The organism is Saccharothrix sabaoui, assembly GCF_051756985.1.
Lineage (GTDB): Bacteria > Actinomycetota > Actinomycetes > Mycobacteriales > Pseudonocardiaceae > Actinosynnema.
The window spans coordinates 18,482-45,097 of the sequence record NZ_JBPKJK010000038.1; the positions used below are offsets into that span (position 1 = coordinate 18,482).

At 73.5% G+C, this 26,616-nt stretch carries 23 protein-coding genes; 15 read left to right on the forward strand and 8 right to left on the reverse strand.

Going from position 1 to position 26,616, the window contains the following annotated elements:
- Positions 1-18 precede the first annotated feature (18 nt).
- On the forward strand, positions 19-672 hold the full coding sequence (locus tag ACR807_RS14480; RefSeq protein WP_438921817.1) for a LysE family translocator: 654 nt from the start codon (positions 19-21) through the stop codon (positions 670-672).
- A gap of 7 nt (positions 673-679) precedes the next feature.
- On the opposite strand, the gene ACR807_RS14485 is transcribed toward ACR807_RS14480, so the two are convergent.
- On the reverse strand, positions 680-1,333 hold the full coding sequence (locus ACR807_RS14485) for an ACT domain-containing protein (protein WP_438921818.1): 654 nt from the start codon (positions 1,331-1,333) through the stop codon (positions 680-682).
- A gap of 213 nt (positions 1,334-1,546) precedes the next feature.
- Between ACR807_RS14485 and gatC the strand changes: the two genes are divergently transcribed.
- From gatC to ACR807_RS14520, 7 genes are all read left to right on the forward strand, one after another.
- Complete coding sequence (gene gatC, locus ACR807_RS14490; RefSeq protein WP_015804727.1) at positions 1,547-1,846, forward strand: Asp-tRNA(Asn)/Glu-tRNA(Gln) amidotransferase subunit GatC; 300 nt, start codon at positions 1,547-1,549, stop codon at positions 1,844-1,846.
- Entirely contained in the window at positions 1,843-3,360 is a 1,518-nt protein-coding gene (gene gatA / locus ACR807_RS14495; protein WP_438921819.1) for an Asp-tRNA(Asn)/Glu-tRNA(Gln) amidotransferase subunit GatA, read from the forward strand. Before gatC ends, gatA begins: the two co-directional genes overlap by 4 nt.
- Positions 3,357-3,548: a hypothetical protein gene (locus tag ACR807_RS14500; RefSeq protein WP_438921820.1), complete on the forward strand. Its 192-nt coding sequence runs from the start codon at positions 3,357-3,359 to the stop codon at positions 3,546-3,548. Before gatA ends, ACR807_RS14500 begins: the two co-directional genes overlap by 4 nt.
- Entirely contained in the window at positions 3,545-5,047 is a 1,503-nt protein-coding gene (gene gatB, locus ACR807_RS14505; protein WP_438921821.1) for an Asp-tRNA(Asn)/Glu-tRNA(Gln) amidotransferase subunit GatB, read from the forward strand. Before ACR807_RS14500 ends, gatB begins: the two co-directional genes overlap by 4 nt.
- 359 nt (positions 5,048-5,406) lie before the next feature.
- Positions 5,407-5,625 (forward strand): hypothetical protein, encoded by a 219-nt coding sequence (locus ACR807_RS14510; RefSeq protein WP_438921822.1) that lies wholly within the window; start codon positions 5,407-5,409, stop codon positions 5,623-5,625.
- A gap of 79 nt (positions 5,626-5,704) precedes the next feature.
- Positions 5,705-8,365, forward strand: a complete 2,661-nt coding sequence (locus ACR807_RS14515; protein WP_438921823.1) for a CHAT domain-containing protein — start codon at positions 5,705-5,707, stop codon at positions 8,363-8,365.
- Between the two features lie 116 nt (positions 8,366-8,481).
- Positions 8,482-10,968 (forward strand): M14 family zinc carboxypeptidase, encoded by a 2,487-nt coding sequence (locus ACR807_RS14520; protein ID WP_438921824.1) that lies wholly within the window; start codon positions 8,482-8,484, stop codon positions 10,966-10,968.
- Between the two features lie 517 nt (positions 10,969-11,485).
- Here the strand turns inward: ACR807_RS14520 and ACR807_RS14525 are convergent.
- The 4 genes from ACR807_RS14525 to ACR807_RS14540 form a co-directional block, all read right to left on the reverse strand.
- Positions 11,486-12,088, reverse strand: a complete 603-nt coding sequence (locus ACR807_RS14525) for a hypothetical protein (protein WP_438921825.1) — start codon at positions 12,086-12,088, stop codon at positions 11,486-11,488.
- Entirely contained in the window at positions 12,085-13,479 is a 1,395-nt protein-coding gene (locus tag ACR807_RS14530) for a DUF1996 domain-containing protein (protein WP_438921826.1), read from the reverse strand. The genes ACR807_RS14525 and ACR807_RS14530 overlap by 4 nt, the downstream gene beginning before the upstream one ends.
- Positions 13,480-13,703: 224 nt before the next feature.
- Positions 13,704-14,885 (reverse strand): PQQ-dependent sugar dehydrogenase, encoded by a 1,182-nt coding sequence (locus ACR807_RS14535; RefSeq protein WP_438921827.1) that lies wholly within the window; start codon positions 14,883-14,885, stop codon positions 13,704-13,706.
- A 10-nt stretch (positions 14,886-14,895) separates the two neighbouring features.
- Positions 14,896-15,765, reverse strand: a complete 870-nt coding sequence (locus ACR807_RS14540) for an alpha/beta fold hydrolase (RefSeq protein WP_438921828.1) — start codon at positions 15,763-15,765, stop codon at positions 14,896-14,898.
- A 45-nt stretch (positions 15,766-15,810) separates the two neighbouring features.
- On the opposite strand from ACR807_RS14540, the gene ACR807_RS14545 reads away from it, so the two are divergent.
- The gene (locus ACR807_RS14545; protein WP_438921829.1) at positions 15,811-16,725 is read left to right on the forward strand and encodes a 2-hydroxyacid dehydrogenase; all 915 of its coding nucleotides are present in this window, start codon (positions 15,811-15,813) and stop codon (positions 16,723-16,725) included.
- A gap of 72 nt (positions 16,726-16,797) precedes the next feature.
- Positions 16,798-17,532: a DoxX family protein gene (locus ACR807_RS14550; protein ID WP_438921830.1), complete on the forward strand. Its 735-nt coding sequence runs from the start codon at positions 16,798-16,800 to the stop codon at positions 17,530-17,532.
- Between the two features lie 95 nt (positions 17,533-17,627).
- On the opposite strand, the gene ilvD is transcribed toward ACR807_RS14550, so the two are convergent.
- The 3 genes from ilvD to ACR807_RS14565 all read right to left on the reverse strand — a co-directional run bounded on the left by ilvD (position 17,628) and on the right by ACR807_RS14565 (position 20,542).
- The gene (ilvD, locus tag ACR807_RS14555) at positions 17,628-19,472 is read right to left on the reverse strand and encodes a dihydroxy-acid dehydratase (protein ID WP_438921831.1); all 1,845 of its coding nucleotides are present in this window, start codon (positions 19,470-19,472) and stop codon (positions 17,628-17,630) included.
- Positions 19,473-19,568: 96 nt separating this feature from the next.
- On the reverse strand, positions 19,569-20,012 hold the full coding sequence (locus ACR807_RS14560; RefSeq protein WP_438921832.1) for a vitamin K epoxide reductase family protein: 444 nt from the start codon (positions 20,010-20,012) through the stop codon (positions 19,569-19,571).
- On the reverse strand, positions 20,009-20,542 hold the full coding sequence (locus ACR807_RS14565) for a PH domain-containing protein (RefSeq protein ID WP_438921833.1): 534 nt from the start codon (positions 20,540-20,542) through the stop codon (positions 20,009-20,011). Before ACR807_RS14565 ends, ACR807_RS14560 begins: the two co-directional genes overlap by 4 nt.
- A 285-nt stretch (positions 20,543-20,827) precedes the next feature.
- Here ACR807_RS14565 and ACR807_RS14570 point away from each other — a divergent pair, with 285 nt between their 5' ends.
- The 5 genes from ACR807_RS14570 to serA all read left to right on the forward strand — a co-directional run bounded on the left by ACR807_RS14570 (position 20,828) and on the right by serA (position 26,349).
- Positions 20,828-22,666, forward strand: coding sequence for an acetolactate synthase large subunit (locus tag ACR807_RS14570; RefSeq protein ID WP_438921834.1), 1,839 nt, complete (start codon positions 20,828-20,830; stop codon positions 22,664-22,666).
- 1 nt (position 22,667) lies between these two features.
- The gene (ilvN, locus tag ACR807_RS14575) at positions 22,668-23,174 is read left to right on the forward strand and encodes an acetolactate synthase small subunit (RefSeq protein ID WP_438921835.1); all 507 of its coding nucleotides are present in this window, start codon (positions 22,668-22,670) and stop codon (positions 23,172-23,174) included.
- Between the two features lie 35 nt (positions 23,175-23,209).
- Entirely contained in the window at positions 23,210-24,223 is a 1,014-nt protein-coding gene (ilvC, locus tag ACR807_RS14580; RefSeq protein ID WP_438921836.1) for a ketol-acid reductoisomerase, read from the forward strand.
- Between the two features lie 69 nt (positions 24,224-24,292).
- A complete protein-coding gene (locus ACR807_RS14585) occupies positions 24,293-24,562 on the forward strand; it encodes a DUF397 domain-containing protein (RefSeq protein WP_438921837.1) in 270 nt (89 codons plus the stop codon).
- Between the two features lie 197 nt (positions 24,563-24,759).
- Complete coding sequence (serA, locus tag ACR807_RS14590) at positions 24,760-26,349, forward strand: phosphoglycerate dehydrogenase (protein ID WP_438921838.1); 1,590 nt, start codon at positions 24,760-24,762, stop codon at positions 26,347-26,349.
- The last annotated feature ends 267 nt before the right edge of the window (positions 26,350-26,616 follow it).

Genomic DNA, 26,616 nt, shown 5'->3' on the forward strand with positions numbered 1-26,616 from the left:
GGTGCCTAGCCTGGGCGCATGGTGTCCACCGAGCGGTTGTGGGCCTTCGCGGCCCTGTCGTTCGCGCTGATCCTGGTCCCCGGGCCCAGCGTGCTGTTCGTGATCGGCCGGGCGCTGGCGCACGGCCGCCGGGCGGCGCTGGTCACCGTCGTCGGCAACACCCTGGGCGCGTACCTGCTGGTGGTGGCCGTGGCGTTCGGCGTGGGCGCGGTCGTGGAGCGCTCGGCGCTCGTGTTCACCGCGCTCAAGCTGGCCGGCGCCGCCTACCTGGTCCACCTGGGCGTGAAGGCGGTGCGCCGGCGCGGTGAGCTGACGGCCGACCCCGGCGGCGGCGGTGGCGGCGGTGGCGGCGTCGCGCGCGGCGGCCTGCGCACGCTGTGGGAGGGGTTCGCGGTCGGCGTGGCCAACCCGAAGACCATCGTGTTCTTCGCCGCCGTGCTGCCGCAGTTCGTCGACCCGGCACGCGGGCACGTGGTGGCGCAGGTGCTGCTGCTCGGCCTGGTGTTCAACCTCATCGCGGTGGCCTCGGACAGCGCCTGGGGCCTCGCCGCGGCCACCGCGCGGACCTGGTTCGCCCGTTCGCCGCGCCGGCTCGCGGCGGTCGGCGGCGTCGGCGGGGCGACGATGATCGGCCTCGGCGTCGCGGTCGCCGTGACCGGCGGGGAGGACTAGCCGGGGTTCAGTCCGGCAGCACGACGGACACGATGCCCGCCAGGTGCGCCAGCCGCGCCACCTCGGCCGCGCGGAACATCGGACCGCCCGGCCGGCCGACCAGCAGCACGCGGTCCGGCTTGCCCAGCGGCGTCGCGGCCAGCTCGGTGCCCAGCTCGCGCCACGTCTCGGGCACCCAGTCGTCGTCGCCGTCGAGCACGGTCGCCCGCGCCAGCGGCATCCACGGCTGGGACTCCAGGCGGGTCTCCGGCGCGGCCGACGACGAGGTCAGCCGGTGCACCTTCCGCCCGTCCCACGACACGACGACGGCCCAGCCCGCCCGGATGATCTTCGGGACGCCCTCGGTGAAGACCTCCAGCCCGTGCTTGGGGTCCTCGGCGACCTCCTCGACCAGCTCCAGCTCGCGGTGGGTGTCCAGCACACCCGCGTACGGCCGCACCGCGTCCACCTCGACGCCCTCGATCGACTCGGCCGCCGTGATCAGCACGTCCGGCAACCGGCCCGAGGGCAGCTCGACCACCAGGTCGTCGATGGCCAGGCCCGCCCCGCGCTCCACCACGTCCACGCTCAGTATGTCGGCCCCGATCTCGCCGAGCGCGGTGGCGACCGCGCCCAGTGTGCCGGGACGGTCCGGGAGCTGGACCCGGATCAGGAAGGACACGGTGCACGCCTCCAAGAGCAGGTGGTGGGACTTGCCGACCGGTGATTCTCGCAGACGCAGCTTCGCTTTCCGACCTCCCGGCCGCGTTGCGCACCGGTAAAATCGCGCACCCCCGCGCGCGCGGGCGCGCAACCCGGTACGAGGTCCCCCTGACCAGCCCATAGACTCGGTGGGTCCAAAAACCATAAAACCAGACCCCCGGGGGTTGACGAGGTGCCGAGCATCTCCCGCGACGAGGTCGCGCACCTGGCCCGACTGGCGAGGCTCGCCGTCACCGACGACGAGCTCGACCTGTTCGCGGGCCAGTTGGACGTGATCCTCCAGTCGGTTGCCACGGTCGGCGACATCGCCACCGCGGACATCCCGCCCACGTCGCACGCCGTCCCGCTGACCAACGTGTTCCGCGAGGACGTGGTGCGTCCCAGCCTCGGTCAGCAGCAGGCGCTCGCGGGCGCCCCCGCCGCCGAGGAAGGCCGCTTCCGCGTTCCTCGAATCCTGGGTGAGGAAGCATGAGCAAGGACTTGATCCGCAGCACCGCGGCCGAGCTGGCCGCGAGGATCGCGAGCCGCGAGGTCTCCGCGGTCGAGGTCGCGCAGGCCCACCTCGACCGGATCGCCGAGGTCGACGGCGCGGTGCACGCGTTCCTGCACGTCGACACCGGGGGCGCGCTGGCCGCCGCGAAGAAGGTGGACGACGCCGTCGCCGCCGGCGAGGCCGTGGGGCCGCTGGCCGGCGTGCCGGTGGCGCTCAAGGACGTGTTCACCACCGAGGGCGTGCCCACCACGGTCGGCTCCAAGATGCTCGAAGGGTGGCTGCCGCCCTACGACGCCACGGTCACCCGCCGCCTCAAGGAGGCGGGCGTGGTGGTCCTCGGCAAGACCAACATGGACGAGTTCGCGATGGGCTCCTCCACCGAGAACTCCGCCTACGGGCCCACCCGCAACCCGTGGGACCTGGACCGCATCCCCGGCGGGTCCGGCGGCGGCTCGGCGGCGGCGCTGGCCGCGTTCGAGGCCCCGCTGTCGATCGGCACCGACACCGGCGGCTCGATCCGCCAGCCCGGCGCGGTCACCGGCACGGTCGGCGTGAAGCCCACCTACGGCGGCGTGTCGCGCTACGGCCTGGTGGCGTTCTCCTCGTCGCTGGACCAGGCCGGCCCGTGCGCCCGCACGGTGCTCGACGCGGCCCTGCTGCACGAGGTCATCGCGGGCCACGACCCGCTGGACTCCACCTCGATCGCCGCGCCCGTCCCGCCCGTGGTGGCGGCGGCCCGCGAGGGCGCGAACGGCGACCTGTCCGGCGTGCGCGTCGGCGTGGTCACCCAGTTCTCCGGCGACGGCTACCAGCCGGGCGTGCTGCGCAGCTTCGAGGCGGCCGTGGCGCAGCTCAAGCAGCTCGGCGCGGAGGTCGTCGAGGTCTCCTGCCCGAGCTTCGACTACGCGCTGCCCGCGTACTACCTGATCGCGCCCAGCGAGGCGTCGTCCAACCTGGCCCGCTTCGACGCGATGCGCTACGGCATCCGGGTGGGCGACGACGGCACCCGCAGCGCCGAGGAGGTCATGTCGCTGACCCGCGAGGCCGGGTTCGGCCCCGAGGTCAAGCGCCGCATCATGATCGGCACGTACGCGCTGTCGTCGGGCTACTACGACGCCTACTACGGGTCGGCGCAGAAGGTGCGCACCCTGATCTCGCGGGACTTCGACGCGGCGTTCGCGACCGTCGACGTGCTGGTGTCGCCGACCACGCCGACCACGGCGTTCCCGATCGGCGAGCGCACCGGCGACCCGATGGCCATGTACAAGGCCGACCTGTGCACGATCCCCGCCAACCTGGCGGGCAACGCGGCCATGAGCCTCCCCAGTGGACTGTCCGACGAGGACGGCCTGCCGGTGGGGCTGCAGATCATGGCCCCGGCGCTCCAGGACCACCGCATGTACCGGGTGGCGGCGGCCTACGAGGCGGCGCGGGACGCGGCGGCCGGGTCGGCGCTGGTCCTGGGCGTGCCGGACCTGGCGGTGGCCCGGTGAAGAAGGCGCGCGTGATCCTGTCGCTGGTGGGCGCCGCCGGTGCCGCGACCAGCGCGTTCTCCACGTTGAAGTCGGCCCGCGGCAAGGGCGACAAGCTGGCCCTGGCCAACGCGGCGGCGAGCATCCTGGTGGCCATCACCGGTGCGGCGCTGGCCGCGCGCGGGCTGCGGAAGGGCGGGAAGTCATGACGTCGGTGGACGAGCTGATGGACTACGCCGAGGTCGTCGAGCGCTACGACCCGGTGCTGGGGTTGGAGGTGCACGTCGAGCTGCACACCAACACCAAGATGTTCTGCGGGTGCGCCAACGCGTTCGGCGGCGAACCCAACACGAACGTGTGCCCGGTGTGCCTGGGCCTGCCCGGCGCGCTGCCGGTGGTCAACGCCACCGCGATCGAGTCGGCCATCCGCATCGGCCTCGCGCTGAACTGCGAGATCGCCGAGTGGTGCCGGTTCGCCCGGAAGAACTACTTCTACCCGGACATGCCGAAGAACTTCCAGACCTCGCAGTACGACGAGCCGATCGCGTTCAACGGCTGGCTCGACGTGACGCTGGACGACGGCGAGGTCGTGCGGGTCGAGATCGAGCGCGCGCACATGGAGGAGGACACCGGCAAGTCGCTGCACGTGGGCGGCGCGACCGGGCGCATCCACGGCGCCGAGCACTCGCTGCTCGACTACAACCGCGCGGGCGTGCCGCTGATCGAGATCGTCACCAAGATGATCCCGGGCACCGGCGAGCGGGCCCCCGAGGTGGCGCGCGCCTACGTGACGGCGCTGCGCGACCTGCTCAAGGCGCTCGACGTGTCGGACGTCCGGATGGACCAGGGCTCGCTGCGCTGCGACGCGAACGTGTCGCTCTCGCCGAAGACCACGGGCGAGCTGGGCACGCGCACCGAGACGAAGAACGTGAACTCGCTGCGCAGCGTCGAGCGGGCCGTGCGGTTCGAGATGACCCGCCAGGCGGCGGTGCTCGCGAACGGCGGCTCGGTCACCCAGGAGACCCGCCACTTCGACGAGTCCACGGGCAGCACCTCCCCGGGGCGCAAGAAGGAGACCGCGGAGGACTACCGGTACTTCCCGGAACCCGACCTGGTGCCGGTCGCGCCGTCGCGCGAGTGGGTCGACGAGCTGCGCGGGACGCTGCCGGAGCTGCCGTGGGAGCGCCGCAAGCGCGTCCAGCAGGAGTGGTCGCTGACCGATGCCGAACTGCGCGACCTGGTCAACTCCGGTGCGGTGGACCTGGTGGCGGCGACGGTGGACGCGGGCGCGACGCCCGCCGAGGCGCGGTCGTGGTGGGTGGCCTACCTGACCAAGGAGGCCAACAACCGGGGCGTGGAGCTGTCCGGGCTGGCCATCACGCCGGCGCAGGTGGCGCGGGTCGTGGCGCTGGTCAACTCCGGTGAGCTGACCAACAAGATGGCCCGCGAGGTCGTCACCGGTGTGCTCGACGGCGAGGGCGAGCCGGACGCGGTCGTCGAGGCGCGCGGCCTGAAGGTCGTGTCCGACGACTCCGCGCTGGAGAAGGCGGTCGACGAGGCGCTGGCCGCGCAGCCGGACGTGGCGGCGAAGATCCGCGACGGCAAGGTCGCCGCGGCCGGTGCGATCGTCGGCGCGGTGATGAAGGCGACGAAGGGCCAGGCGGACGCCAAGCGCGTGCGGGAGCTCGTGATCGCCCGCTGCTCGTAGGTCGTGCGACCGGGTGGGGGCGGTGCCCGCGGGTGCCGCCCCCCTCGTCGTTCCCGGGGGTCGTTCCCGGGGGCCGTTGCCGGGGCGGGTGTCCACACTATTGCGGACCCACAGTGGATGCAGCCTGTGAAGGCATTCGTCCGTTCGAGTGGTAACAAAGCTCAATTGACCATGCTGCTGCTGGTCAACGCGGCGCTGAACGTGATCTTGGTAGCTCATAGTGAAATTTCTCCTCGTGGCTGCGTCCATCTGTGTAAGGCTTGGGCCCGTTCGGGAGGCGGTCGGGGAGGTCGCCACCGGACTGGACCGCCCGTCGCGCACAAGCCTGGACGGGCCCGTTGTTAGGGGAGGACGACGTCATGGCTGGAACCGACCCGAAGCTCGTCGCGGAGATCGACGCGATCGAGGACGACCTGGTCGCCGGGACCACCGACCTGGTGGTGCCCGAGGCCGGCTCCGGCGGCGGTGGCGCGCTGCCCGTGCCCACCGGTGGCCCCTACAAGCCCGGCGGCGAACCGCTGCCGACGCCCAACGGCGGCCCCTACAAGCCCGGGAGCGAGCCGGCGGCCGCCGTCTGACGATCGCCCGGTGACGCGCGGCGGTGCCGCCGACCCCGAGTCGGCGGCACCCCCGCACCGGCTGTGATCTGATATGACCGTGCCTGCGCCGAAACCCGCTCGGGCCGTCGCCCTCGCCCGGGAACTGCGCGACAGCGCACTCGACGCCGCGACCGCCGACCGGCACCCCGCCGCCATCCGGCAGATGCGGCGCGGCCTGGAACTGCTGGAGACCCCCGGCGTCGACCCCCAGGAACGCCACGAGGTCCGCATCCGGCTCCTCAGCCTCCTCGCCTTCTGCCTCGGCGAGACCGGCAACGTCGAGGACGGCCTCACCCAGTTCGCCGCCGTCGACCGCGAACTCGCGGAGCTGCGCGACGACGTGCTGCGCGCCCGCCTCGCCACCACCGCGAACCTCAACCGGTCCGCCCTGCTGTGCCGGGTGGGCCGCATCGACGAGGGCATCGCCAGCCTCGACGTCGTGGTCGACCTGCTCGACGCGGCGATCCGGCGCGCACCCGACCCCGACGCGGTCAACCTCCTCGCCCTCGCCCTGTCCAACCGCGGCAACGCCCACGGCGAGGTCCACCACCACGACCGGGCCGTCCGCGACCTCGACCGCGTCGTCGCCCTCGCCGAGGCCCACGACCTGCCGCTGCGCGCGGCCATCGCCAAGCACGCGCTCGGCAACACCGTGCAGCGCGCCGGCGACATCCCCGCCGCCCTCCGGTACTACCACGAGGCCAACCGGGCGTTCCAGGAACTCGAACCCGGCCTGCTGCTGCGCCTGCGCATCGACCAGGCCGAGGCCATGATCAGCGTCGGCCTCGCCGACGAGGCCGGCCGGCTCCTCGACGAGGTGCTGCCCGAGCTGCGCCGCCAGCGCACCGGCCAGGACGTCGCCGAAGCCGAGCTGTTCCGCGCCGCCGCCGCCCTCCAGGACGGCGACCTCCTGCTCGCCAAGCGCACGGCCGGTTCCGCGCAGCGCAAGCTCGCCCGCCGGGGCAGCCCCGCGTGGGCCGCCGTCGCCGGCCTCATCGCCCTGCGCGTCGACGCCCAGCGCCTCCTCGGCGCCCGCCCCCTCGCCACCCGCCCCCTCGCCGCCCGCCCCCGCGACGCGGCCGGCACCCCGCCCCGCCCCGGGGCCGCCGTCGTGGCCCGCGCCGAGGCGCTGTCCGCCGAACTCGCCGACCTCAAGCTCCCCGACCAGGCCGCGTTCGCCCTCGTCCTCGCCGCCCGCCTGGAGATCCGCCGCGCCAACCCCGACCGCGCCGCCGACCTGCTGCGCCGCGTCCCCAAGGCCCGCCGCCCCGCCCCCATCGACCACCGCATGGTGCTGCGGCTCTGCCGCGCCGAACTCGCCCTCGCCCGCGGCAACCACCGCGTCGCCCTCGCCCAGGCCAAGGCCGGCCTCGCCGAACTCGGCCGCGTGCGCGACCGCCTCGGCGGCCTCGAACTCGTCTCCGGCACCGCCGTCCACGGCCGCGAACTGGGCGAACTCGCCATCGGGCTGGTGCTGCGCGGCCGCGACCCGGCCGCCAACGCCAAGCGCCTGTTCACCTGGCTCGAACGCACCCGCGCCCAGCTCTACCGCTACGACCCCGCCGAGTCCACCGTGGACAGCGAACTCGGCGAGCGGATCACCGAGGTCCGCAGGCTCAGCCGCGTCCTGCTCCGCGCCCGCCTCGACGGCCTGCCCACCGCCGAACTGGAGACCCGCCTCCGGACGAGCCAGCGCGCCGCCTCCCGCCTCGGCTGGAGCGCCGCCCACCCCTGGGGCACGCCCCGCCCCGTCGTCACCCCCGACGAGGTCCTCGCCCGCCTCGCCGGCCGCGCCCTCGTCAGCTACGCCGTCAGCGGCGACGAACTCCTCGCCGTCGTCCTCGTCGACGACCGCGTCCGCATGGTGCGCCTCGGCTCCGCCGCCGCCGCCACCGAAGGCGCCCGCCGCCTCCACGCCGACCTCAACGCCCTCGCCCCCGACCACCTGGCACCACCCCTGCTGGACGTCATCGCCGCCTCCGCGCGCCGCGAGGCCGACAAGCTCGACCAGCTCCTCCTGCGCCCCCTCGCGGCCCTCCTCGGCGACCGCGAACTCGTCGTCGTGCCCACCGGCGCCCTCTACGTCGTCCCCTGGGGCGTCCTCCCGACCTGCGCGAACCGGCCCACCACCGCCGTGCCGTCCGCCACCGCCTGGGTGTCCGCCACCCGCGAGGACCGCCCCGCCGCCGACGGCGTCCTGCTCGTCAGCGGCCCCGGCCTGCAAGCCGCCCAGGGCGAGATCGACAACCTCGCCGGCTACCACGGCGACGCCACCGTCCTCGGCGTCGCCGACGCCCGCGTCACCGCCGTCCTCGACGCCCTCGACGGCGTCCACCTCGCCCACATCGCCGCCCACGGCGAGCACGAACCCGAGAACGCCCTGTTCTCCCGCCTCGAACTCGTCGACGGCGCCCTGTTCGCCCACGAGGTCGGCCGCGTCCGCCACCCACCGCACCGCGTCGTCCTCGCCGCGTGCGAACTCGCCCTCAACCGCGTCCGCCCCGGCGACGAACCCCTCGGCTTCGCCGGCGCCCTCCTCGCCGGCGGCACCCGCACCGTCATCGCCGCCTCCAGCCGCGTCGGCGACCACCCCTCGGCCGCCGCCATGGCCGACTTCCACCGCCACCTCGCCGCCGGCGCCCGACCCGCCGTGGCCCTCGCCGACGCCGTCGCCGTCGACCCGCTGCGCAGGCCGTTCGTCTGCCTCGGGTCCGGCTGACCACCACCCGGCGGCCCCGGCTCCCCCCGGTCGACCGGTTGACCCGGGACCGGCCCGCCCACTAGTCAGGAGGGAGCGAACCCCTCCCGGGTTCCCCGGTGATCGGAGGGTGACCGGTGCGCTCGACCCTGCTCGCCGCACTGCTGCTGACCGCACTGCTGCCGACCACGCTGCTCACACCCGCGACCGCCGCCCCGGCCACCGGAACCGGGCGCGAACCCGGCAACGGCCCCGAGCGCAACCAGGTCGCCGCCACCGACGCGCCGCTCACCGCGACCACCGCGCGCGGCGACAACTGGCCCGACGCCAACCCCGGCTACCCGCGCCGCACCCAGCTCCGCGCCTACCCCGAGGACCCCACCGACAAGGCCCTCAAGCTCGGCCTCGCCCCCTACCACTCCCTCGCGCCCCGCCTCAACGACCTCCAGCGCCGCAGCGACCGGGTCTCCGTCGAGGTCGTCGGCCAGTCCACCGCGGGCCGCGACCTCTACCTCGTCACCCTCACCGCGCCCGAGACCCCCGCCGAGACCCGCCGCCAGGACGCGTGGCGCGAGAAGATCGAGAACGACCCCGTCGCCGCCCGCCGCGACATCTTCCTGCGCACCGCCTACAAGGCGCCCGTCTGGGTCAACGCCAACATCCACGGCGACGAGTGGGAGGGCACCGACGGCGCCCTGCGCGTCATCGAGGACCTCGCGCTCACCCCGTCCGCGTCGACGTTCCTGCGCCGCCACCGCGTCTACTTCACCCTCAGCGCCAACCCCGACGGCCGCGTCACCGGCACCCGCGCCAACGGCGCCGGCTTCGACCTCAACCGCGACTTCGTCACCAACTCCCAACCCGAGTCCCGCGCCCTGCGCGACGTCGTCGAGCGCGTCCAACCGCTGCTCGTGCTCGACCAGCACGGCTACGTGGCCAACACCCTCATCGAACCCACCACCCCGCCGCACGGCCAGAACTACGACTTCGACCTCTACGTCGAGCACGGCTACGCCGGCGGGCTGCGCATGGAGAAGGCCGTGCAGGCCCTCGGCCACCCCGAGGCCGCCCGACCCGAGATCCCGTTCCGCGACTACCAACCCGGCGAGTGGGACGGGTGGGCGCCCATCTACACCGCCCAGTACTCGATGTACCACGGCGCGGTGTCCTACACGATCGAGGTCCCGATGCGGGTCAACCGGGGCGACTACCAGACCCTGCCCGAGGCGGAGCTGCGCCGGCGTTCCGCGATCAACACCGACGTCGTCGAGGCCACCGTCCGCAGCGCCCTCGGCTACGTGCGCGACAACCGCCTGCCCATGCTCGACAACCAGGTCGAGGTGTTCCGGCGCGGCCTGGCCGGCGAACCGCAGCGCACCGTGCCCGACGGCGTCGTCCCCGGCTTCGGGCCCGAGGACCGCTACACCACCACGTTCCCGCGCGCCTACGTCATCCCGGTCGGGGACGGCCAGCGCTCCGGCGCCGCCGCGGCCCGGCTCGTCGACCACCTCGTCGCGCACGACGTCCGGGTGACGCGCGCCGACCGCCCGTTCACCCTCGCCGGCCGCACCCACCCCGCCGGGTCGTACGTGGTCGACATGCACCAGCCCAAGCGGGCGCTGGCCAACGTGCTGCTGGAGGCGGGCAGCGACATCTCCGACCGGGTCGACGTCATGTACGACATCAGCGGCTGGAGCCACGGCCTGCTGTGGGGAGCCACCGTCGACGCCGTGCCCACCGGTCGCCTCGACGTGCGCGGCCGACCCGTGGCCGCCGCGTCGCCCACCGGCTCGGTCGACGCGGCCCCCGGGCGGGACCTGTCCCTGGTCCCGCGCGACGGCAGGGACGCGGCGGCGGTCAACGACCTGCTGGCGCGGGGCGTGGCGCTGCGCCGCGCCGACGACGGCACCGTCGTCGCCCCCGCCTCCGCCCGCGCGGCGGTCACCGAGGTCTCGGACCGCCACGGTGCCCGCTTCACCGCCGCGGGCACCGCGCCGACCCGCCCCCTGGTCCGCCCGGTGGTGGCCGGCGCGGTGGCGGCCGACGAGCTGAAGGCGTTGCGCGACATGGGTTTCGAGGTCAGGCCGGTGTCGACGGCGGCGCTGAACGCCGGGTTCGACCTGACCGGGGTGAACGTCCTGTTCGTCTCGTCGGGGTTGCGCCACGACCAGCTGACCCCCGCCGCGCGTGCCGCCGTGGACGCCTTCCTGGCGCGCGGCGGGGTGGTGACGAGGGGTGCGACCGGGGCGAGGTTCGCGACGGACACGTCCCTGCTCCCCGTCCGTGCGGTGGCGGGCAGGGAGGACGCCAACGGCGTGGTGTCGGTCGTGGACGGAGCGGGCGTCAAGGACCACTCGTTCGTGTACGCCCCCCACTGGTTCGCGGACCTGGGCGAGGGGGTGCGGGCGCTCCAGCGCTACGAGGACGTGGTCGCGGGCCACTGGGCGAGCCGCCCCGACGGCACCGGCGGCCAAGCGGAGGCGGCGGGCCAGGCGGCCGTGGTGGCGGGCCGGTCCCCGCGAGGTGCCGAAGCGGTGCTGTTCGGCACGGAACCACTCTTCCGAGACCACCCGAAGGGGTTGTACTGGCAGGTAGCGGACGCGCTCTACCGAACGGCACACTGAACACCGGGTGCACCAAGGCCGCCGGGGGGAGGGGGTGCTCGTCCCCCACACCCCGGCGGCCCCCGTCATCTCCGCTGGTGACAGCCCCGATGGCTACACGATCGGGTGATCGATGTACGTAAACGCCGGTCCCGGACATCGGTTGAAGACCAAGCGGACGCGATCAACGCCCACCACACGACCCGAGGAGCCCCCGCAGCCGACCGACGACCAACGCCCCGAACACCCGGCCCACGACGCCCCGAGCCCACCCTGCCCGCGACGCGCCGAGCGCAGCCGCGACCCGCGACCCGCGACCCGCGACCCGCGACCCGCGACCCGCCGAGCGCACCCCGGCTGCGCGACGTGCCGAGCGCACCCCAGCCTCGCGATGTGCCGGGTGCAGCCCGGTCCCGTGACGCGCCGAGCGCACCTCGGCCCCGTGACGCACCGGGTGCAGCCCAGCCCCGCGATGCGTTGGGTGCACTCGGGGGTCTCGCGAGGTCCCGAGTGCACCCAGCCCTGCGATGCGCCTACCTCACCCGAGCCCTTCGAGGTGCGCGGCCCGTGACCGTTCGACCTCGACGGCCAAGGACACGACGTCCTCGGCCACCCCGGCCGACCGCTCGGCCGAGGCGACCGCGGCGGACTCCTCCAACTGCGCCCGCAACACCCGCCGCCCGACCTCGCCGCCCGACACCGCGGCCAGTTCGTCGGCGGGCACCATCCCGGGCATGTCGTGCCCCTCGTGCTGCCGGCTGTCCACGGCACCCGCGCCCGCGAGGATCTCCCGGGCCCGCGCCAACTCGCGCCGGTAGTCGCTCGCCACCGCGTCCCACTCGTCGCCCATCGCCCCGACGAGGGCCAACGCCGACTCGTCCTGCGCGATGAGCAGCTCCAGCCAGGCCACGTCGGTGGGCGACAACCCGCCGTTCGCCGCCGTCGTCGGCGCGGCTGCGGGGGACGAGGCCGCCGCCGGGGCCGCCTCGCCGCCCGCGGGGCCGCTGCCGCACGCCGCGCACAGCGCCGCCGCGGCGACGGCGACGGCCAGCGCGAGGCCGCGCCTGCCGCGCGGGGTGGCCGGACCGCGAGGGGTGCGGGAGAAGTGCAGGTCAGGACAGGTGTGGGGGGTGGGGGTCATGGGCGGCCGTTCGGGCCGCACTTGACGATCACGTTGATGCAGTCGCGGACGCGCTGGGCCAGCTCCGCCTCCGGCCACGCGTTGAAGAAGTCGCCGTGCATGGTGAAGCCCGCGCCGGAGGCCAGCCTGATGCGCGACGGGTCGCCGCTGACCGGGTAGCGCAGCACCTGGCGCAGCTTCGGGACCGGCACGGGGTGGGTCGCCGGGCACCCGCCGTCGACCGGGTACGACATGTGGCTCTTGTGGTCCGGCGCGTCCAGGTCCTTGCCGTTCCAGCACTGCGGGAAGTCCAGGTAGGACTCCAGCATCGTGCCCGCCGGGCAGTTGACGAAGTCCTTCGACGAACCCACGTGCCCGGCGTGCAGGCACGACCACCGGGAGAGCGTGGTGGCGTCCGGCGCGGTGGCCCTCGCGTTGCCGGCGACGACCCGCAGGCCCAGCGGGAACGGCTGGATGCGCGCCGTCACCTCGGGCTTCACGCCCTCACCCAGGTAGTAGAACGTGGTACCGGTCGGCTCGACCGGCTGACCGTCCACGTACAGCGTCGGCACCCAGTAGGACGACACGTCCACCGAGGGCGAGCAGGTGCTCCGCGCGGCGGACAAGGAGTTCACGTCCGAGTGAGCGTCGGTCGACTCGTTGCCGAAGAAGCTGTGCATGTGCGACGCGCCCGACAGCTTGGGGAACACGATCGGGTCGTCCGGCAGGCGGTGCGTGAACGGGCACTCGGCCACGAACTCCGCCACCCGCACCGCGTTCGGGGGGATGGTCGCGGACGTGGTCGGGCCGGCCGACGTGGTGCCGGGGGCGGTCGTGGTAGGAGCGGTGGTGGTGGGGACGGCCGTGGTGGAGGAGGTCGTGGCGCTGGGGGACGACGTGGTGGGGACGCCGGTCGTCGCACTTGCGGGTGGTGTCGTGGTGGTCGGGCCCGCCGTGCCGAAGACCTGGAACTCCCACAGGGAGACGCCGTACTGGGTCGACCGCTTGGTGGCGTGCACGCGCACGTAACGCCCGGTCGCGGTGACGTCGTGGCTTTCGGTACCCCCGGGTGAATTCGCCACCCGGTCGAACGTCGTCCACGTCAGGCCGTCGGACGATGACTGCAACTGGTAGTCGAGCGCGTGGGCACGTTCCCACGCAAGTGTGACCTTGCTGATCGACGCGGTCGAGCCGAGGTCCACCTGGAGCCACTGCGGGTCGCGGAACGCGCTCGACCAGCGGGTGCCCGGGTCACCGTCCACGGCCTTCGCCGCGCCGAACGCGGCGGCCTCGGTGGACGACGACGTCGCCTGCCGGCCCTGCGAGAGCAGCGGCTGCGCGGGCGGGGCGGTGGCGGCGAACGTCGAGGTCACGTACACCGCCGCCGAACCGGTCACGGCCAGCGCGGTCAACGCGGCCAGGGTCCGCCGACGCCCCCTGGTGCGCGGGACGCCGTGGCGGCGGCGCCCGGAAGACGGCGTCTCGGGAACGGGAAGTGATGACATGGTCCCTCTCAGGGGTGTGTCCGCAGGGTCGGCACCGAACCGGGTGCCGACCAGGAGATGCCACCGCCGTGAGGGGATAACGGGAAAGTCGCGAAGACAGGGGTGGGGAACCGGCGCGGGCCCCCGGGACGTCAGTCCCTGCTGCCGCCGGCCGTGTCCGGGCGCAGGATGATCACCACGCGGTCGTCGCTGGACACCGGGGTGCCGCCGGCCGCCTTGTTCACCGTGCCCGCCAGCGCCGTCCGGTCGTCCAGCGCCACCATCGGACCCAGGCGGCCGAAGCCGTCCTCGCCCTCCAGCATCGGCTCCGGCTTGCCGGTGAAGCCGCCGTCGGGGTTCATCGGCAGCGTGAGCGTCCCCGGCGTCGCGGACGTCGCCACCCACACCATGTCGGACATCGACGCGCACCCCGCCACGCCCGGCCGCTCCGGCCATGACCACGCCGCGTCGCCCAGCGCCTTGCCCGCCTCGACCCGGTACAGCAGGTCGGCGGACGCGCCCGCGTCGGTCACCCACGTCTTCGACCCGTCGCCGGCCACGCACAGCCCGCCCGGCGACCGCAGCCCGGACGCCAGCACGCGCGACCCGGCGGTGGGGTTGCCCGGCGCGGGTTGGCCGGAGCCGTCGATCCGCAGCACCTTCCCGGCCAGCGACGCCGGGTCGGCCGCCGACGCCGGGTTGCCCGCGTCGCCGGTCGCCACGAGCAGCGCGCCGGTGCGGTCGTGGGCCAGCACGCCCCGGTTGCCGGACGGTCCCCTGGGGATGCCGGTCAGCACGGGCTTGGGCACGTCACCGGGCGCGATCCGCATCACCCGGTTGTCGGTGGCGGTCGTCACGTACACGTAGACGAGCTGGTCCTCCGCGTAGGTGGGCGACAGGGCCAGCCCGGTCAGCCCGCCGTCGGTGGAGGCGTCCACCTCGAAGCGGGCCAGCTCGACGGGGTCCACGTCCTTCGTCACGCGCACGAGCCGCCCGGTGGCGCGCTCGGTCGCCAGCGCCGTCACCGCGCCCGTGGCCGGGTTCACGTCGGTCAGCGCGACCCCGGACACCGGGTCGAGGCAGGTGCCGACGACGGCCGGGTTGAAGTCCTTGCAGCCCTGCGGCGGTGGCACGGGGGCCTGCGACTGGCCGGGCTGCTGCCCCTGGGGCGCCTTGGGCAGCTCGCCGGGCAGCTCGGGCACCGGCCCGGCCTGCGGCGTCAGCTGCTGGGCCGCGCTCCACCCCGCCGGTCCCGGCTGCTCGGGGAAGCTCGCGCAGCCCGCGACCAGCAGGCCGAGGGCCGACCCGATCACCACTCCACGCAGTCGCGACACGCCACCCAGGTTAGGCGCGCGGCCGTGAACGCGGGGTGAGCGGCCCGTCGACGTCGTCGCGCAGCACCCGCTCCACGGCGGACACCCGGTCGAGCAGCAGCTCCAGCTCGTCGAGCACCACGCGCGGGTCCTCCAGCGGCAGGAAGTGGGTGTTGGGCAGCACGCGCACCCTGGCCTGCGGCAGCGCGGCGACCGGGTCGACCACGCCGGCCGGGTGCGCCAGCACGTCGTACCGCCCGGCGAGCACGGTGGTGGGGCACGTCACGCCGGCCAGGTCGAGCGGGGGCGTGCGGCCGAGGGCCAGGGCCAGCGTGAAGTACCACCGCCAGTCGTGCCGCAGGAACCGGCGCAGCGTCGCGACCAGCGGGTGCGGCAGGTTCGGCACGGGCAGCCGGTGCAGCACGCCGTCCAGCAGCGGCCCGGCGGCGCGCAACGCGCTCGCGACGGCCACGCCGAGGACCCGCCGCACCTCCGGGGGCACGCCGGGCACGCCGAGGACGCCCGCGAAGGCGTCACCGGGCGAGCCCGCGACGAGCATCAGCCCGCTGACCCGCGACGGGTGCCGCAGGGCCAGTTCGGCGGCCACGGTCACGCCCATCGACCAGCCCATCACCACGCACCGCTCGACCCCGCCGTCGTCGAGGACGGCCAGCGCGTCGGCCACGTGGTCGGCCAGCTCGACGCGGGCCGGGTCGGCGGGCCGGTCGGACCCCAGCGTGCCCCGGTGGTACCAGCTGTGCACGCGCGCGGACGGCAGCTCCGGCCAGCCGTCGGGCACCGCGCCGAGACCGGGGGACAGGAGCACGTCCGGGCCGTCCCCGCCGGTGCGCCACAGCCTGATCCGCGTGCCGTCCCCGCTGAGGACGTCGTGCTCCCGCATGGCGGCCAGTGTGCCGCACCGGGCCCTGCCGTAACGTTCGACGCCGTGAGCGTCATCGTGCTGGTCCCCGATGAAGTCGGTGTTCGCGCGCTGTCCGGGGTGGAGGGTGTCCGCCCGGTCCGCTACGAGGCGGGGCGACCGCTGCCCGCCGAGGCCGCCGAGGCCGAGGTGATCGTGCCGCGCTTCCTGCAGAGCACCGACCCGCGCGAGGTGTTCGCGCAGCTGCCCGCGCTGAAGTACGTGCAGCTGATGTCGGCGGGCGCGGAGCGGTTCGTCGGCGCGGTGCCGGACGGCGTGCTGCTGTCCACGTGCCGGGGCGCGCACGGCGGCAGCACGGCCGAGTGGGCGATCGGCGCGCTGCTCGCGGTCTACCGCGACTTCCCGGTGTTCGAGCGGGCCCGGGCCGAGCGCCGCTGGGACTACCGCGTGACGGACACGTTGCAGGGCAAGAAGGTGCTCGTGGTCGGCGCGGGCGACCTGGGCGAGCAGTTCCGGCGGCGGCTGGAGCCGTTCGACGCGACCGCCACGATGGTCGCCCGCACGGCGCGGCCCGGCGTGCACGGCGTGGACGAGCTGCCGGAGCTGCTGGGCGACTTCGACGCGGTGCTGGTCGTGGTGCCGCTGACCGGGGCGACCACCGGCCTGGTGGACGCGGCGTTCCTGGCCCGGATGAAGGACGGGGCGGTGCTGCTGAACGCGGCGCGCGGCCCGGTGGTCGACACGGGCGCGCTGCTCGCGGAGCTGGAGTCGGGGCGGCTGCGGGCGGCGCTGGACGTCACCGAACCCGAGCCGCTGCCCGCCGACCACCCGCTGTGGACGGCCCCCGGGCTGTTCCTCACCCCCCACGTGGCGGGCAGCTGCACGGGTCACGCCGAGCGCGCGTACGCGGTGGTGGCGGCCGAGGTGGCCCGCTACGCCCGCGGGGAGCTGCCGGTCAACCTCGTGACGGGCGACTACTAGGCCGTTCGGGTGTGCGGGGAGGGCTGGACGGACGCTCGCGGTCGTCGTCCGAACCTCCTAACGTGCGGGTGCGTGGCTACTCACGACGACCGCTCGAGGGCTTCGGGCGGCTACTCCGACGACGGGTTCTACTCGACGAGCGGCACGGGCGGCGGCGGGGTGCACCACTTCGACGACGACGGCACCACGGCGTTCGGCGCGCAGGCGTACGACCGGGACACGCAGAGCTTCGACTCCACCGGGTACGCGCCGGTCTCCACGCTCGACGACGAGCCGTCGTCGCACTACGAGGACGAGGACGACGAGCGCAGGCCGTTCGGCTGGAGCGCCGGTCCCGACCTCGGCCTGCTCGTGCTGCGCCTGGCGCTGGGCGGCGCGTTCGTCGTGCACGGGTTGCAGAAGGTGTTCGGCCTGTTCGGCGGGCCGGGCATCGACGGGTTCGCGAACTACCTCCAGGCGGCGGGCTTCCGCGAGCCGCGCATCCTGGCGTGGGTCACCGGCGTCACCGAGCTGGCGGGCGGCGGCCTGCTGGTCCTGGGCCTGTTCACGCCGCTGGCGGCGGCCGGTGTGCTGGGCGTGATGGCGAACGTCGTCGCGCTCAAGTACCGGGCCGGGTTCCTGGCGCCGGACGGCGTGGAGCTGGAGGTCGCGTACGCGGCGATGGCGTTCGGCCTGCTGTTCGCCGGGCCGGGCCGGGCGGCGCTCGACTACAACCGGGGCTGGTTCCGCCACGCGCTCCTGGCCGGGTTCATCTGCCTGGTGCCGGCGGTGGGCGCGACGGCCGCGACCCTCTACGTGTTCCGCTGACGGGTGTTCCACCGACGGCCCGGTGCACGTCGACGAAACGCCCTGACGTGCGAAAACCGGCCGCCCCACGCGGGACGGCCGGTCCTCGGCACGTGCTACCTGTTCACGTCCCGCACCGCGCCGGTGGACGCGTCGGTCGCCATCCGCGCGTAGGCGCGCAGCGCCGAGGTCACCGGGCGCACCCGGTCCACCGGCTGCCACGGCCGCTCGGACGCCTCCATCTTCGCGCGCCGCTCGGCCAGCACCTCGTCGTCCACCAGCAGCTCCAGCCGGCGCTCGTGCACGTCGATCAGGATGCGGTCGCCGTCCTGGACCAGGCCGATCGCGCCGCCGCCCGCCGCCTCCGGCGAGACGTGGCCGATCGAGAGCCCCGACGTGCCGCCGGAGAACCGGCCGTCGGTGATCAGCGCGCACTTCTTGCCCAGGCCCGCGCCCTTGAGGAACGCGGTCGGGTGCAGCATCTCCTGCATGCCCGGCCCGCCCGCGGGGCCCTCGTAGCGGACCACCAGCACGTCGCCCGCCTTGATCTCCTTCTTCAGGATGACCGAGACGGCCTCCTCCTGGGACTCGACGACGCGCGCCGGGCCCTCGAAGCGCCACAGGTCCTCGTCGACGCCCGCCGCCTTGATCACCGCGCCGCGCTCGGCCAGGTTGCCGTGCAGCACGGCCAGGCCGCCGTCCCTGGTGTAGGCGTGCTCGACGTCGCGGATGCAGCCGCCCGCCGCGTCCGTGTCGAGCTTCGACCAGCGGTTCGAGGTGGAGAACGCCTGCGTGGTGCGCACGCCGCCGGGCGCCGCGTGGAACAGCTCGACCGCCTTCTCGGACGGCGACTCGGCGCGGACGTCCCACGCCCCCAGCCAGGACGCCAGGTCCGGGCTGTGCACGGTGCGCACGTCCTCGTTGAGCAGCCCGGCCCGCCACAGCTCGCCCAGCAGGGCCGGGATGCCGCCGGCCCGGTGGACGTCCTCCATGTGGTAGTCCGAGTTCGGCGACACCTTCGCCAGGCACGGCACGCGGCGGCTGAGCGCGTCGATGTCGGCGAGCGTGAAGTCGACCTCGCCCTCCTGCGCGGCGGCGAGGACGTGCAGCACGGTGTTCGTGGAGCCGCCCATCGCCATGTCGAGCGCCATGGCGTTCTCGAACGCCTTGCGGTTCGCGATCGACCGCGGCAGCACCGACTCGTCGTCCTGCTCGTAGTACTGCTTGCACAGCTCCACGACCACGCGGCCGGCCTCGGCGAACAGCTCGCGGCGCGCGGCGTGCGTGGCCAGCGTCGAGCCGTTGCCGGGCAGCGAGAGGCCCAGCGCCTCGGTGAGGCAGTTCATCGAGTTCGCGGTGAACATGCCCGAGCAGGAGCCGCACGTCGGGCACGCCGACCGCTCGACCTCGGCCAACCCGGCGTCGTCCACGTCCGGGGACGCCGACGCGGAGATCGCGGTGATCAGGTCGGTGGGCGCGACGGCGACGCCGTCCACCACGACCGCCTTGCCCGCCTCCATCGGCCCGCCCGAGACGAACACCACGGGGATGTTGAGCCGCATCGCGGCGTTCAGCATGCCCGGGGTGATCTTGTCGCAGTTCGAGATGCACACGATCGCGTCGGCCTGGTGCGCGTTGACCATGTACTCGACCGAGTCGGCGATGATCTCGCGCGAGGGCAGCGAGTAGAGCATGCCGCTGTGGCCCATCGCGATGCCGTCGTCCACGGCGATGGTGTGGAACTCGCGCGCCACGCCGCCCGCCTCGCGGATCGCCTCGGCCACGATGTCGCCGAGGTCGCGCAGGTGCACGTGACCGGGCACGAACTGCGTGTAGGAGTTGGCGATCGCCACGATCGGCTTGCCGAAGTCCGAGTCGGTCATGCCGGTCGCCCGCCACAGCGAGCGGGCGCCCGCGGCGTTGCGGCCGTGGGTCGTGGTGCGGGAACGGAGCGGTGGCACGGCTCCTCCATGTCTGCGGTTCAGGTGCTGGTCGCGGGGGCGCGCGAAAGGCGCCGACGGCGCGGGGGTGGGGCGCCGGGGTGGTGGGAGCGGTGCCTAGAGGCTACTCCGCCGCAACGCGCCCGTGACCAGCACGGCCGCCAGCGCGAGCGTGATCACGTGCACGGCGGTGCACCACAGGCAGATCTTGCCGATCAGCAGGAACTCGGCGGCCACCAGGTAGACGACGAACAGCACGCCGACCGCGACCGACGCCAGGCGTGCCCAGTGCAGCGCCTCCACGCGCCACGCGAACGGCAGGCAGACGACGGTGAGGAACGCGAAGAACGCCAGGCCCAGCACCGCGACCGGGACGCCCAGCAGCTCGGACTGCTCGCTGGTGGTGACCGTGCCGCAGTCGACCACCTCGCCCTCGGCGCACAGCAGCGCGCCCGCGGTGTGGTGCGCGACGGTCAGGTAGGTCGAGACGGCCAGGCCCGCGAGGGACAGCACGAGGCTGACGACGGGCACCCGGCCGAGGGTCCGCGTGTTCGAACTCACCCGTCGGACTGTACGGAGGGCGGCGTTGCCTCCCGGTCAGGCGCGGCGGCGGCCGGGTCGGGACCACCCGAAGCGGCACCCCCCGGCGCGCTTGCCGGGTCCCCGGGGCCCGTGCTCGACGCCACCGCGGTCGGCTCGGGCGCCGTCGCCGGCCCCTCCTCCGCCGCGGCCGGGTTCGGCAGGCGACCGCCGCTGACCAGGGCCAGCGCGGGCAGGTGACCCGCCCGGACGGCGGGCAGCCGGACCAGCGAACCGTCGGTGAGCACCGCGCTCAGCCAGCCGCGCTCGACCACCTTGACGGCCTTGACCCCGGACCACGGCACGACCCGCTCGCCGAACGTGCTCCGGGCCACGATCCGCTCACCGTCCACCGTGGTCCGGTTGCGCACGACCCACACCGCGAACGCCGCCGGCAGCAGGTAGATCGCCTGGAGACCGGGCGCCGCCCAGGCGATCGGGGTGGCGCAGATCACCGTGAGCGCGGCGGCGAGCAGGGCGGGGGTGGGGATGCGGAACACGACCTTCGACACGCCACCGATGGTGCCACCGGTCGTCCGGGCGGGTGACCCCGGCCCGGGTCGACGCACGTGGGGGCGTCCACCATCCGGGAGTGCCGTCCCGCACAGTTGACGCTTCCCGCACTTGACGGTTAACGTCAGCGCCATGCAGCGCAACCTCGTTCTCGTACTTCCCAGGCGCGTCGACGCCTAGGCACTCGAGCTTGCGTCGACGCGCGACCCTCGTGCGACCCGTCTGGGTTGGCGAGGGTTTTTTCGTGCCCGGACCGTGCATTCTCCTTACCACGAGGCAGACAGATGACCAGCGCAACCTCGCGACCGGCTCCCGGTGAGCCGCCGTCGCCCCGCCCTGGACCGCGCCCGAAGCCGGCCCCGCCGAGCGGTGCCCCCATCCGCGTGACCGGTGCCCAGTCCCTCGTCCGCTCGCTCGAAGCGGTGGGCTGCGAGGTGGTCTTCGGCATCCCCGGCGGCACGATCCTGCCCGCGTACGACCCGCTGCTCGACTCCACCAAGGTGCGCCACATCCTGGTCCGCCACGAACAGGGCGCGGGCCACGCAGCCACCGGCTACGCCCAGGCCACCGGCCGGGTCGGCGTGTGCATGGCCACGTCCGGTCCCGGCGCCACGAACCTGGTCACCCCGCTCGCGGACGCCAACATGGACTCCGTCCCGGTGGTCGCCATCACCGGCCAGCAGTCCCGCCCGCTGATCGGCACCGACGCGTTCCAGGAAGCGGACATCTGCGGCATCACGATGCCGATCACCAAGCACAACTTCCTGGTCACCGATGCCGCGGACATCCCGCGCGCCGTGGCCGAGGCGTTCCACCTGGCCTCCACCGGCCGACCCGGCCCGGTCCTGGTGGACATCCCCAAGGACGTGCTCCAGGAGATGACGTCGTTCTCCTGGCCGCCGGAGCTGCGCCTGCCCGGCTACCGGCCGACGACCCGGCCGCACGGCAAGCAGGTGCGCGAGGCCGCGAAGCTGATCGCCGCGGCCCGCCGCCCGGTCCTGTACGCCGGCGGCGGCGTCATCAAGGCCGAGGCGTCGGCCGAGCTGCTGGAGCTGGCCGAGTCCACCGGCATCCCGGTGGTCACCACGCTGATGGCGCGCGGCGCGTTCCCCGACTCGCACCGGCAGCACCTGGGCATGCCCGGGATGCACGGCACGGTCGCCGCGGTCGCCGCGATGCAGAAGTCCGACCTGCTGATCGCCCTGGGCGCGCGGTTCGACGACCGGGTCACCGGTCAGCTGTCCACGTTCGCGCCGGACGCGCAGGTCGTGCACGCCGACATCGACCCGGCCGAGATCTCCAAGAACCGCCGCGCGGACGTCCCGATCGTCGGCGACTGCAAGGAGATCATCGCCGAGCTGATCGACGCGGTCCGCGCCGAGAAGGAGAACACCGCCCGGGTCGTCGACCTGACGCCCTGGTGGGAGACGCTGGACGAGGTCCGCCGCACGTTCCCGCTGGGCTACACCTGGCCGGACGACGGCACGCTGTCCCCGCAGTACGTCGTCGAGCGGATCGGCGCGCTGACCCCGGCGGGCACCGTGTTCACGGCCGGCGTCGGCCAGCACCAGATGTGGGCCGCGCAGTTCGTCAAGTACGAGTCGCCGCGCACCTGGATCAACTCCGGCGGCCTCGGCACGATGGGCTACGCCGTCCCGGCCGCGATGGGCGCGAAGGCGGGCGTGCCGGAGGTCCAGGTGTGGGCGATCGACGGCGACGGCTGCTTCCAGATGACCAACCAGGAGCTGGCCACCTGCGCCATCGAGGGCATCCCGATCAAGGTGGCCGTCATCAACAACGGCAACCTGGGCATGGTCCGCCAGTGGCAGACCCTGTTCTACGGCGAGCGCTACTCCAGCACCGACCTGGGCACGCACAAGCACCGCATCCCCGACTTCAAGCTGCTGGCCGAGGCCATGGGCTGCGCCGGGCTGCGCGCCGAGTCCCGCGAGGAGGTCGACGCGGTCATCGAGAAGGCCATGGAGATCAACGACCGCCCCGTCGTCATCGACTTCGTGGTCGGCAAGGACGCCCAGGTGTGGCCGATGGTCGCGGCGGGCACCGGCAACAGCGAGATCATGGCCGCGCGGGGCATCCGCCCCCTGTTCGACGAGGACGAGTGAGATGACCCGGCACACCCTCAGCGTCCTGGTCGAGGACAAGCCCGGTGTCCTGGCCCGGGTGGCGGGCCTGTTCTCGCGGCGCGGCTTCAACATCGAGTCGCTCGCCGTCGGCCGCACCGAGCACCCCGACATCTCCCGGATGACGATCGTCGTCTCCGTCGAGGAGCTGCCGCTGGAGCAGGTCACCAAGCAGCTCAACAAGCTCATCAACGTCATCAAGATCGTCGAGCTGGAACCCGCCGCCGCCGTGCAGCGGCAGCTCCTGCTCGTCAAGGTGCGTGCCGACGCCACGGTGCGCAGCCAGGTCCTGGAGACGGTGCAGCTCTTCCGCGCGAAGGTCGTCGACGTCTCCCCGGAGGCGGTCACCGTCGAGGCCACCGGCACGTCTGAGAAGCTCGACGCGCTGCTGCGGATGCTGGAGCCCTACGGGCTCCGCGAGATCGTCCAGTCCGGCATGGTCGCCATCGGCCGTGGCGCCCGCTCCATCACCGCCACCGCGGTGCGCTGAACCCACCCCGCTTTTGCGAAAGGGAGTACCAACACGTGAGCGTCGAGATCTTCTACGACGACGATGCCGACCTGAGCGTCATCCAGGGGCGCAAGGTCGCGGTCATCGGCTACGGCAGCCAGGGCCACGCCCACGCGCTGAGCCTGCGCGACTCCGGCGTCGACGTGCGCATCGGCCTCCGCGAGGGTTCGAAGTCCGCGGCCAAGGCCGAGGAGGAGGGCCTGCGGGTCCTGAGCAACGCCGAGGCGGCGGCCGAGGCCGACCTGATCATGGTCCTGGCGCCGGACACCGCGCAGCGGCACATCTACGCCAACGACATCGCGCCCAACCTCAAGGACGGCGACGCGCTGTTCTTCGGCCACGGCTTCAACATCCGCTACGGCCTGATCGAGGCGCCGTCCAACGTGGACGTGGCCATGGTCGCGCCCAAGGGCCCGGGGCACCTGGTGCGCCGCCAGTTCGTCGACGGCAAGGGCGTGCCCGCGCTGATCGCGATCGAGCAGGACGCCACCGGCAACGCCCAGGCGCTGGCCCTGGCCTACGCCAAGGGCATCGGCGGCACCCGCGCGGGCGTCATCAAGACGACGTTCAAGGAGGAGACCGAGACCGACCTGTTCGGTGAGCAGGCCGTGCTCTGCGGTGGCGCGTCCGCGCTGGTGCAGGCCGGTTTCGAGGTGCTGACCGAGGCCGGTTACGCGCCCGAGGTCGCCTACTTCGAGTGCCTCCACGAGCTGAAGCTGATCGTGGACCTCATGTACGAGGGCGGCATCGCCCGGATGCGCTACTCGATCTCCGACACCGCCGAGTACGGCGACCTCACCCGCGGCCCGCGCGTGGTGACGCCGGCCGTCAAGGAGGAGATGCGCAAGATCCTGGGCGAGATCCAGGACGGCACCTTCGCCACCGAGTGGGTGAACGAGGACGACGCCGGCCGCGGCAACTACAAGAAGTTGCAGCAGGAGGGCGAACAGCACCCGATCGAGGAGGTCGGGAAGAAGCTGCGCGGCCTCATGTCGTGGGTCGACCGCCCGATCACCGAAACCGCCTAGTACCTGCTGTTCCACCCCCGGAGCCCGCGGTGTTCACGCACGCCGCGGGCTCCGGTATACCTAGGTCCCATGACCGACAGCGCGCCGATATACGACGACAAGGCCCACGTCCGCGGCAACCTCGACCTCACCGCCGCGGAGTGGGTCCGCAGCGACGAGGGGGCCGAGGACGAGGAGGAGCACGTCGAGATCGCGTTCGTCGAGCACACCGACGGCATCACCTACACGGCCATGCGCAACTCCGCCCACCCCGAGGGTCCGGTGCTGGTCTTCACGCCGGCCGAGTGGGAGGCGTTCATCCTCGGCGTCAAGGACGGCGAGTTCGACGAACCCTGGTGACCCCGCCGGGCGCCAAGCAGGACGTGCGTACCGGGTCCCAGCAGGTGAAACGCGGTACCCGGGTGTGAATCGGTGAACGGTCGCCGACTAAGCTCGTTAACAAACCGGACACATTGCCGTGGCCGGCCGGCGCGGGTGACTACCTGCACGACGGCCCCGCGCTCCCCACACGAACAGAACCACTGGGAGCGACGTCCGTGACCAAGCCCGTTGTCCTCATCGCCGAGAAGCTCGCACCGTCCGTTCTCGACGTCTTCGGCGAAGACATCGAGGTGCGCCACGTCGACGGCACCGACCGCCCCGCCCTGCTGGCGGCCGTGGCCGACGCCGACGCCCTCCTGGTCCGCTCCGCGACCAAGGTGGACGCCGAGGTCCTCAAGGCCACCACGAAGCTGAAGGTCGTCGCCCGCGCCGGCGTGGGCCTGGACAACGTCGAGGTGCCCGCCGCCACCGAGCGCGGCGTCATGGTGGTGAACGCGCCGACCTCCAACATCGTCAGCGCCGCCGAGCACGCCGTCGCGCTGCTGCTCGCCACCGCCCGCCAGATCCCCGCCGCGCACGCCACGCTCCAGGACCACGAGTGGAAGCGCAGCAAGTTCAACGGCGTCGAGGTCAACGGCAAGACCGTGGGCGTCGTCGGCCTCGGCAAGATCGGCCAGCTGTTCGCGGCCCGCATCGCCGCCTTCGGCACCACGCTGATCGCCTACGACCCGTACGTGAGCGCCGCCCGCGCCGCGCAGCTCGGCATCGAGCTGGTGTCGCTGGAGGAGCTGCTGGAGCGCTCCGACTTCATCTCGATCCACCTGCCGAAGACCCCGGAGACCAAGGGCCTGATCGGCGCCGAGCAGCTGGCCAAGGCCAAGCGCGGCGTCATCATCGTCAACGCCGCGCGCGGCGGGCTCATCGACGAGGAGGCGCTGGCCGAGGCGGTCCGCGAGGGCCAGGTCGGCGGCGCGGGCGTGGACGTGTTCTCCAGCGAGCCCACCACCGACAACCCGCTGTTCGGCGTCCCCAACGTGGTCGTCACGCCGCACCTGGGCGCGTCCACGTCCGAGGCGCAGGACCGCGCGGGCACGGACGTGGCCAAGTCGGTGCTGCTGGCGCTGGCGGGCGACTTCGTGCCGGACGCGGTGAACGTGCAGGGCGGCGGCGTGGTCGGCGAGGAGGTCCGCCCGTACCTGCCGCTGGTGCAGAAGCTGGGCACGGTGGTCGCCGCGCTGAGCGCGAAGGCCCCGACCTCGGTCACCGTCGAGGTGCGCGGCGAGCTGTCCAACGAGGACGTCGCGGTGCTGCCGCTGGCCGCGCTGCGCGGCGTGTTCTCCAGCGTGGTCGAGGAGCAGGTCACCTTCGTCAACGCCCCGGCGCTGGCCAACTCGCTCGGCGTCTCGGTCGACCTGGTGAAGGAGCCGGAGAGCGCCGCGCACCGCAGCCTGGTCACGGTGCGCGCGGTGCAGGCGGACGGCGCGGTCATCACCGCGTCGGGCACGCTGTCGGGCCTGGACCAGGTGCAGAAGCTGGTCGGCATCAACGGCCGCGGCTTCGACCTGCGCGCCGAGGGCAACGTGCTGCTGCTGGAGTACCCGGACCGGCCGGGCGTGATGGGCACCGTCGGCACCCTGCTGGGCGAGGCGGGCGTGAACGTCGAGGCGGCGCAGATCAGCCAGACCAAGGACGGGCAGGACGCGTTCATGCTGCTGCGCGTCGACCGCCCGGTGGACACCGCCGTGCTGGCCCCGATCGGCGCGTCCGTGGGCGCCCGCACCGCCCGCGCGGTCAACTTCGACTGAACGGGGTCGCCCGCCGAGGGCACCCATAGCTGAATCGGACTAGTGCCGCCGAGACCTGTTGGTGTATATCGTCGCAGGTCTCGGCGGTGTCACATTTGACCGTTAGTCGTTAAAACTGTTGGTGTTGTCACTCGTTCGGACTAATTGTTCGGCTCTTTCGAGCGGTTAGGTTGCTGCCCACGAGGTTGACCCGGTGCCGTAGAGGGCACGGCACCACGCGGGCACGCAGTCCCCCCACAGTCGTCGCGACGCTGCCCGCCCGGTCGA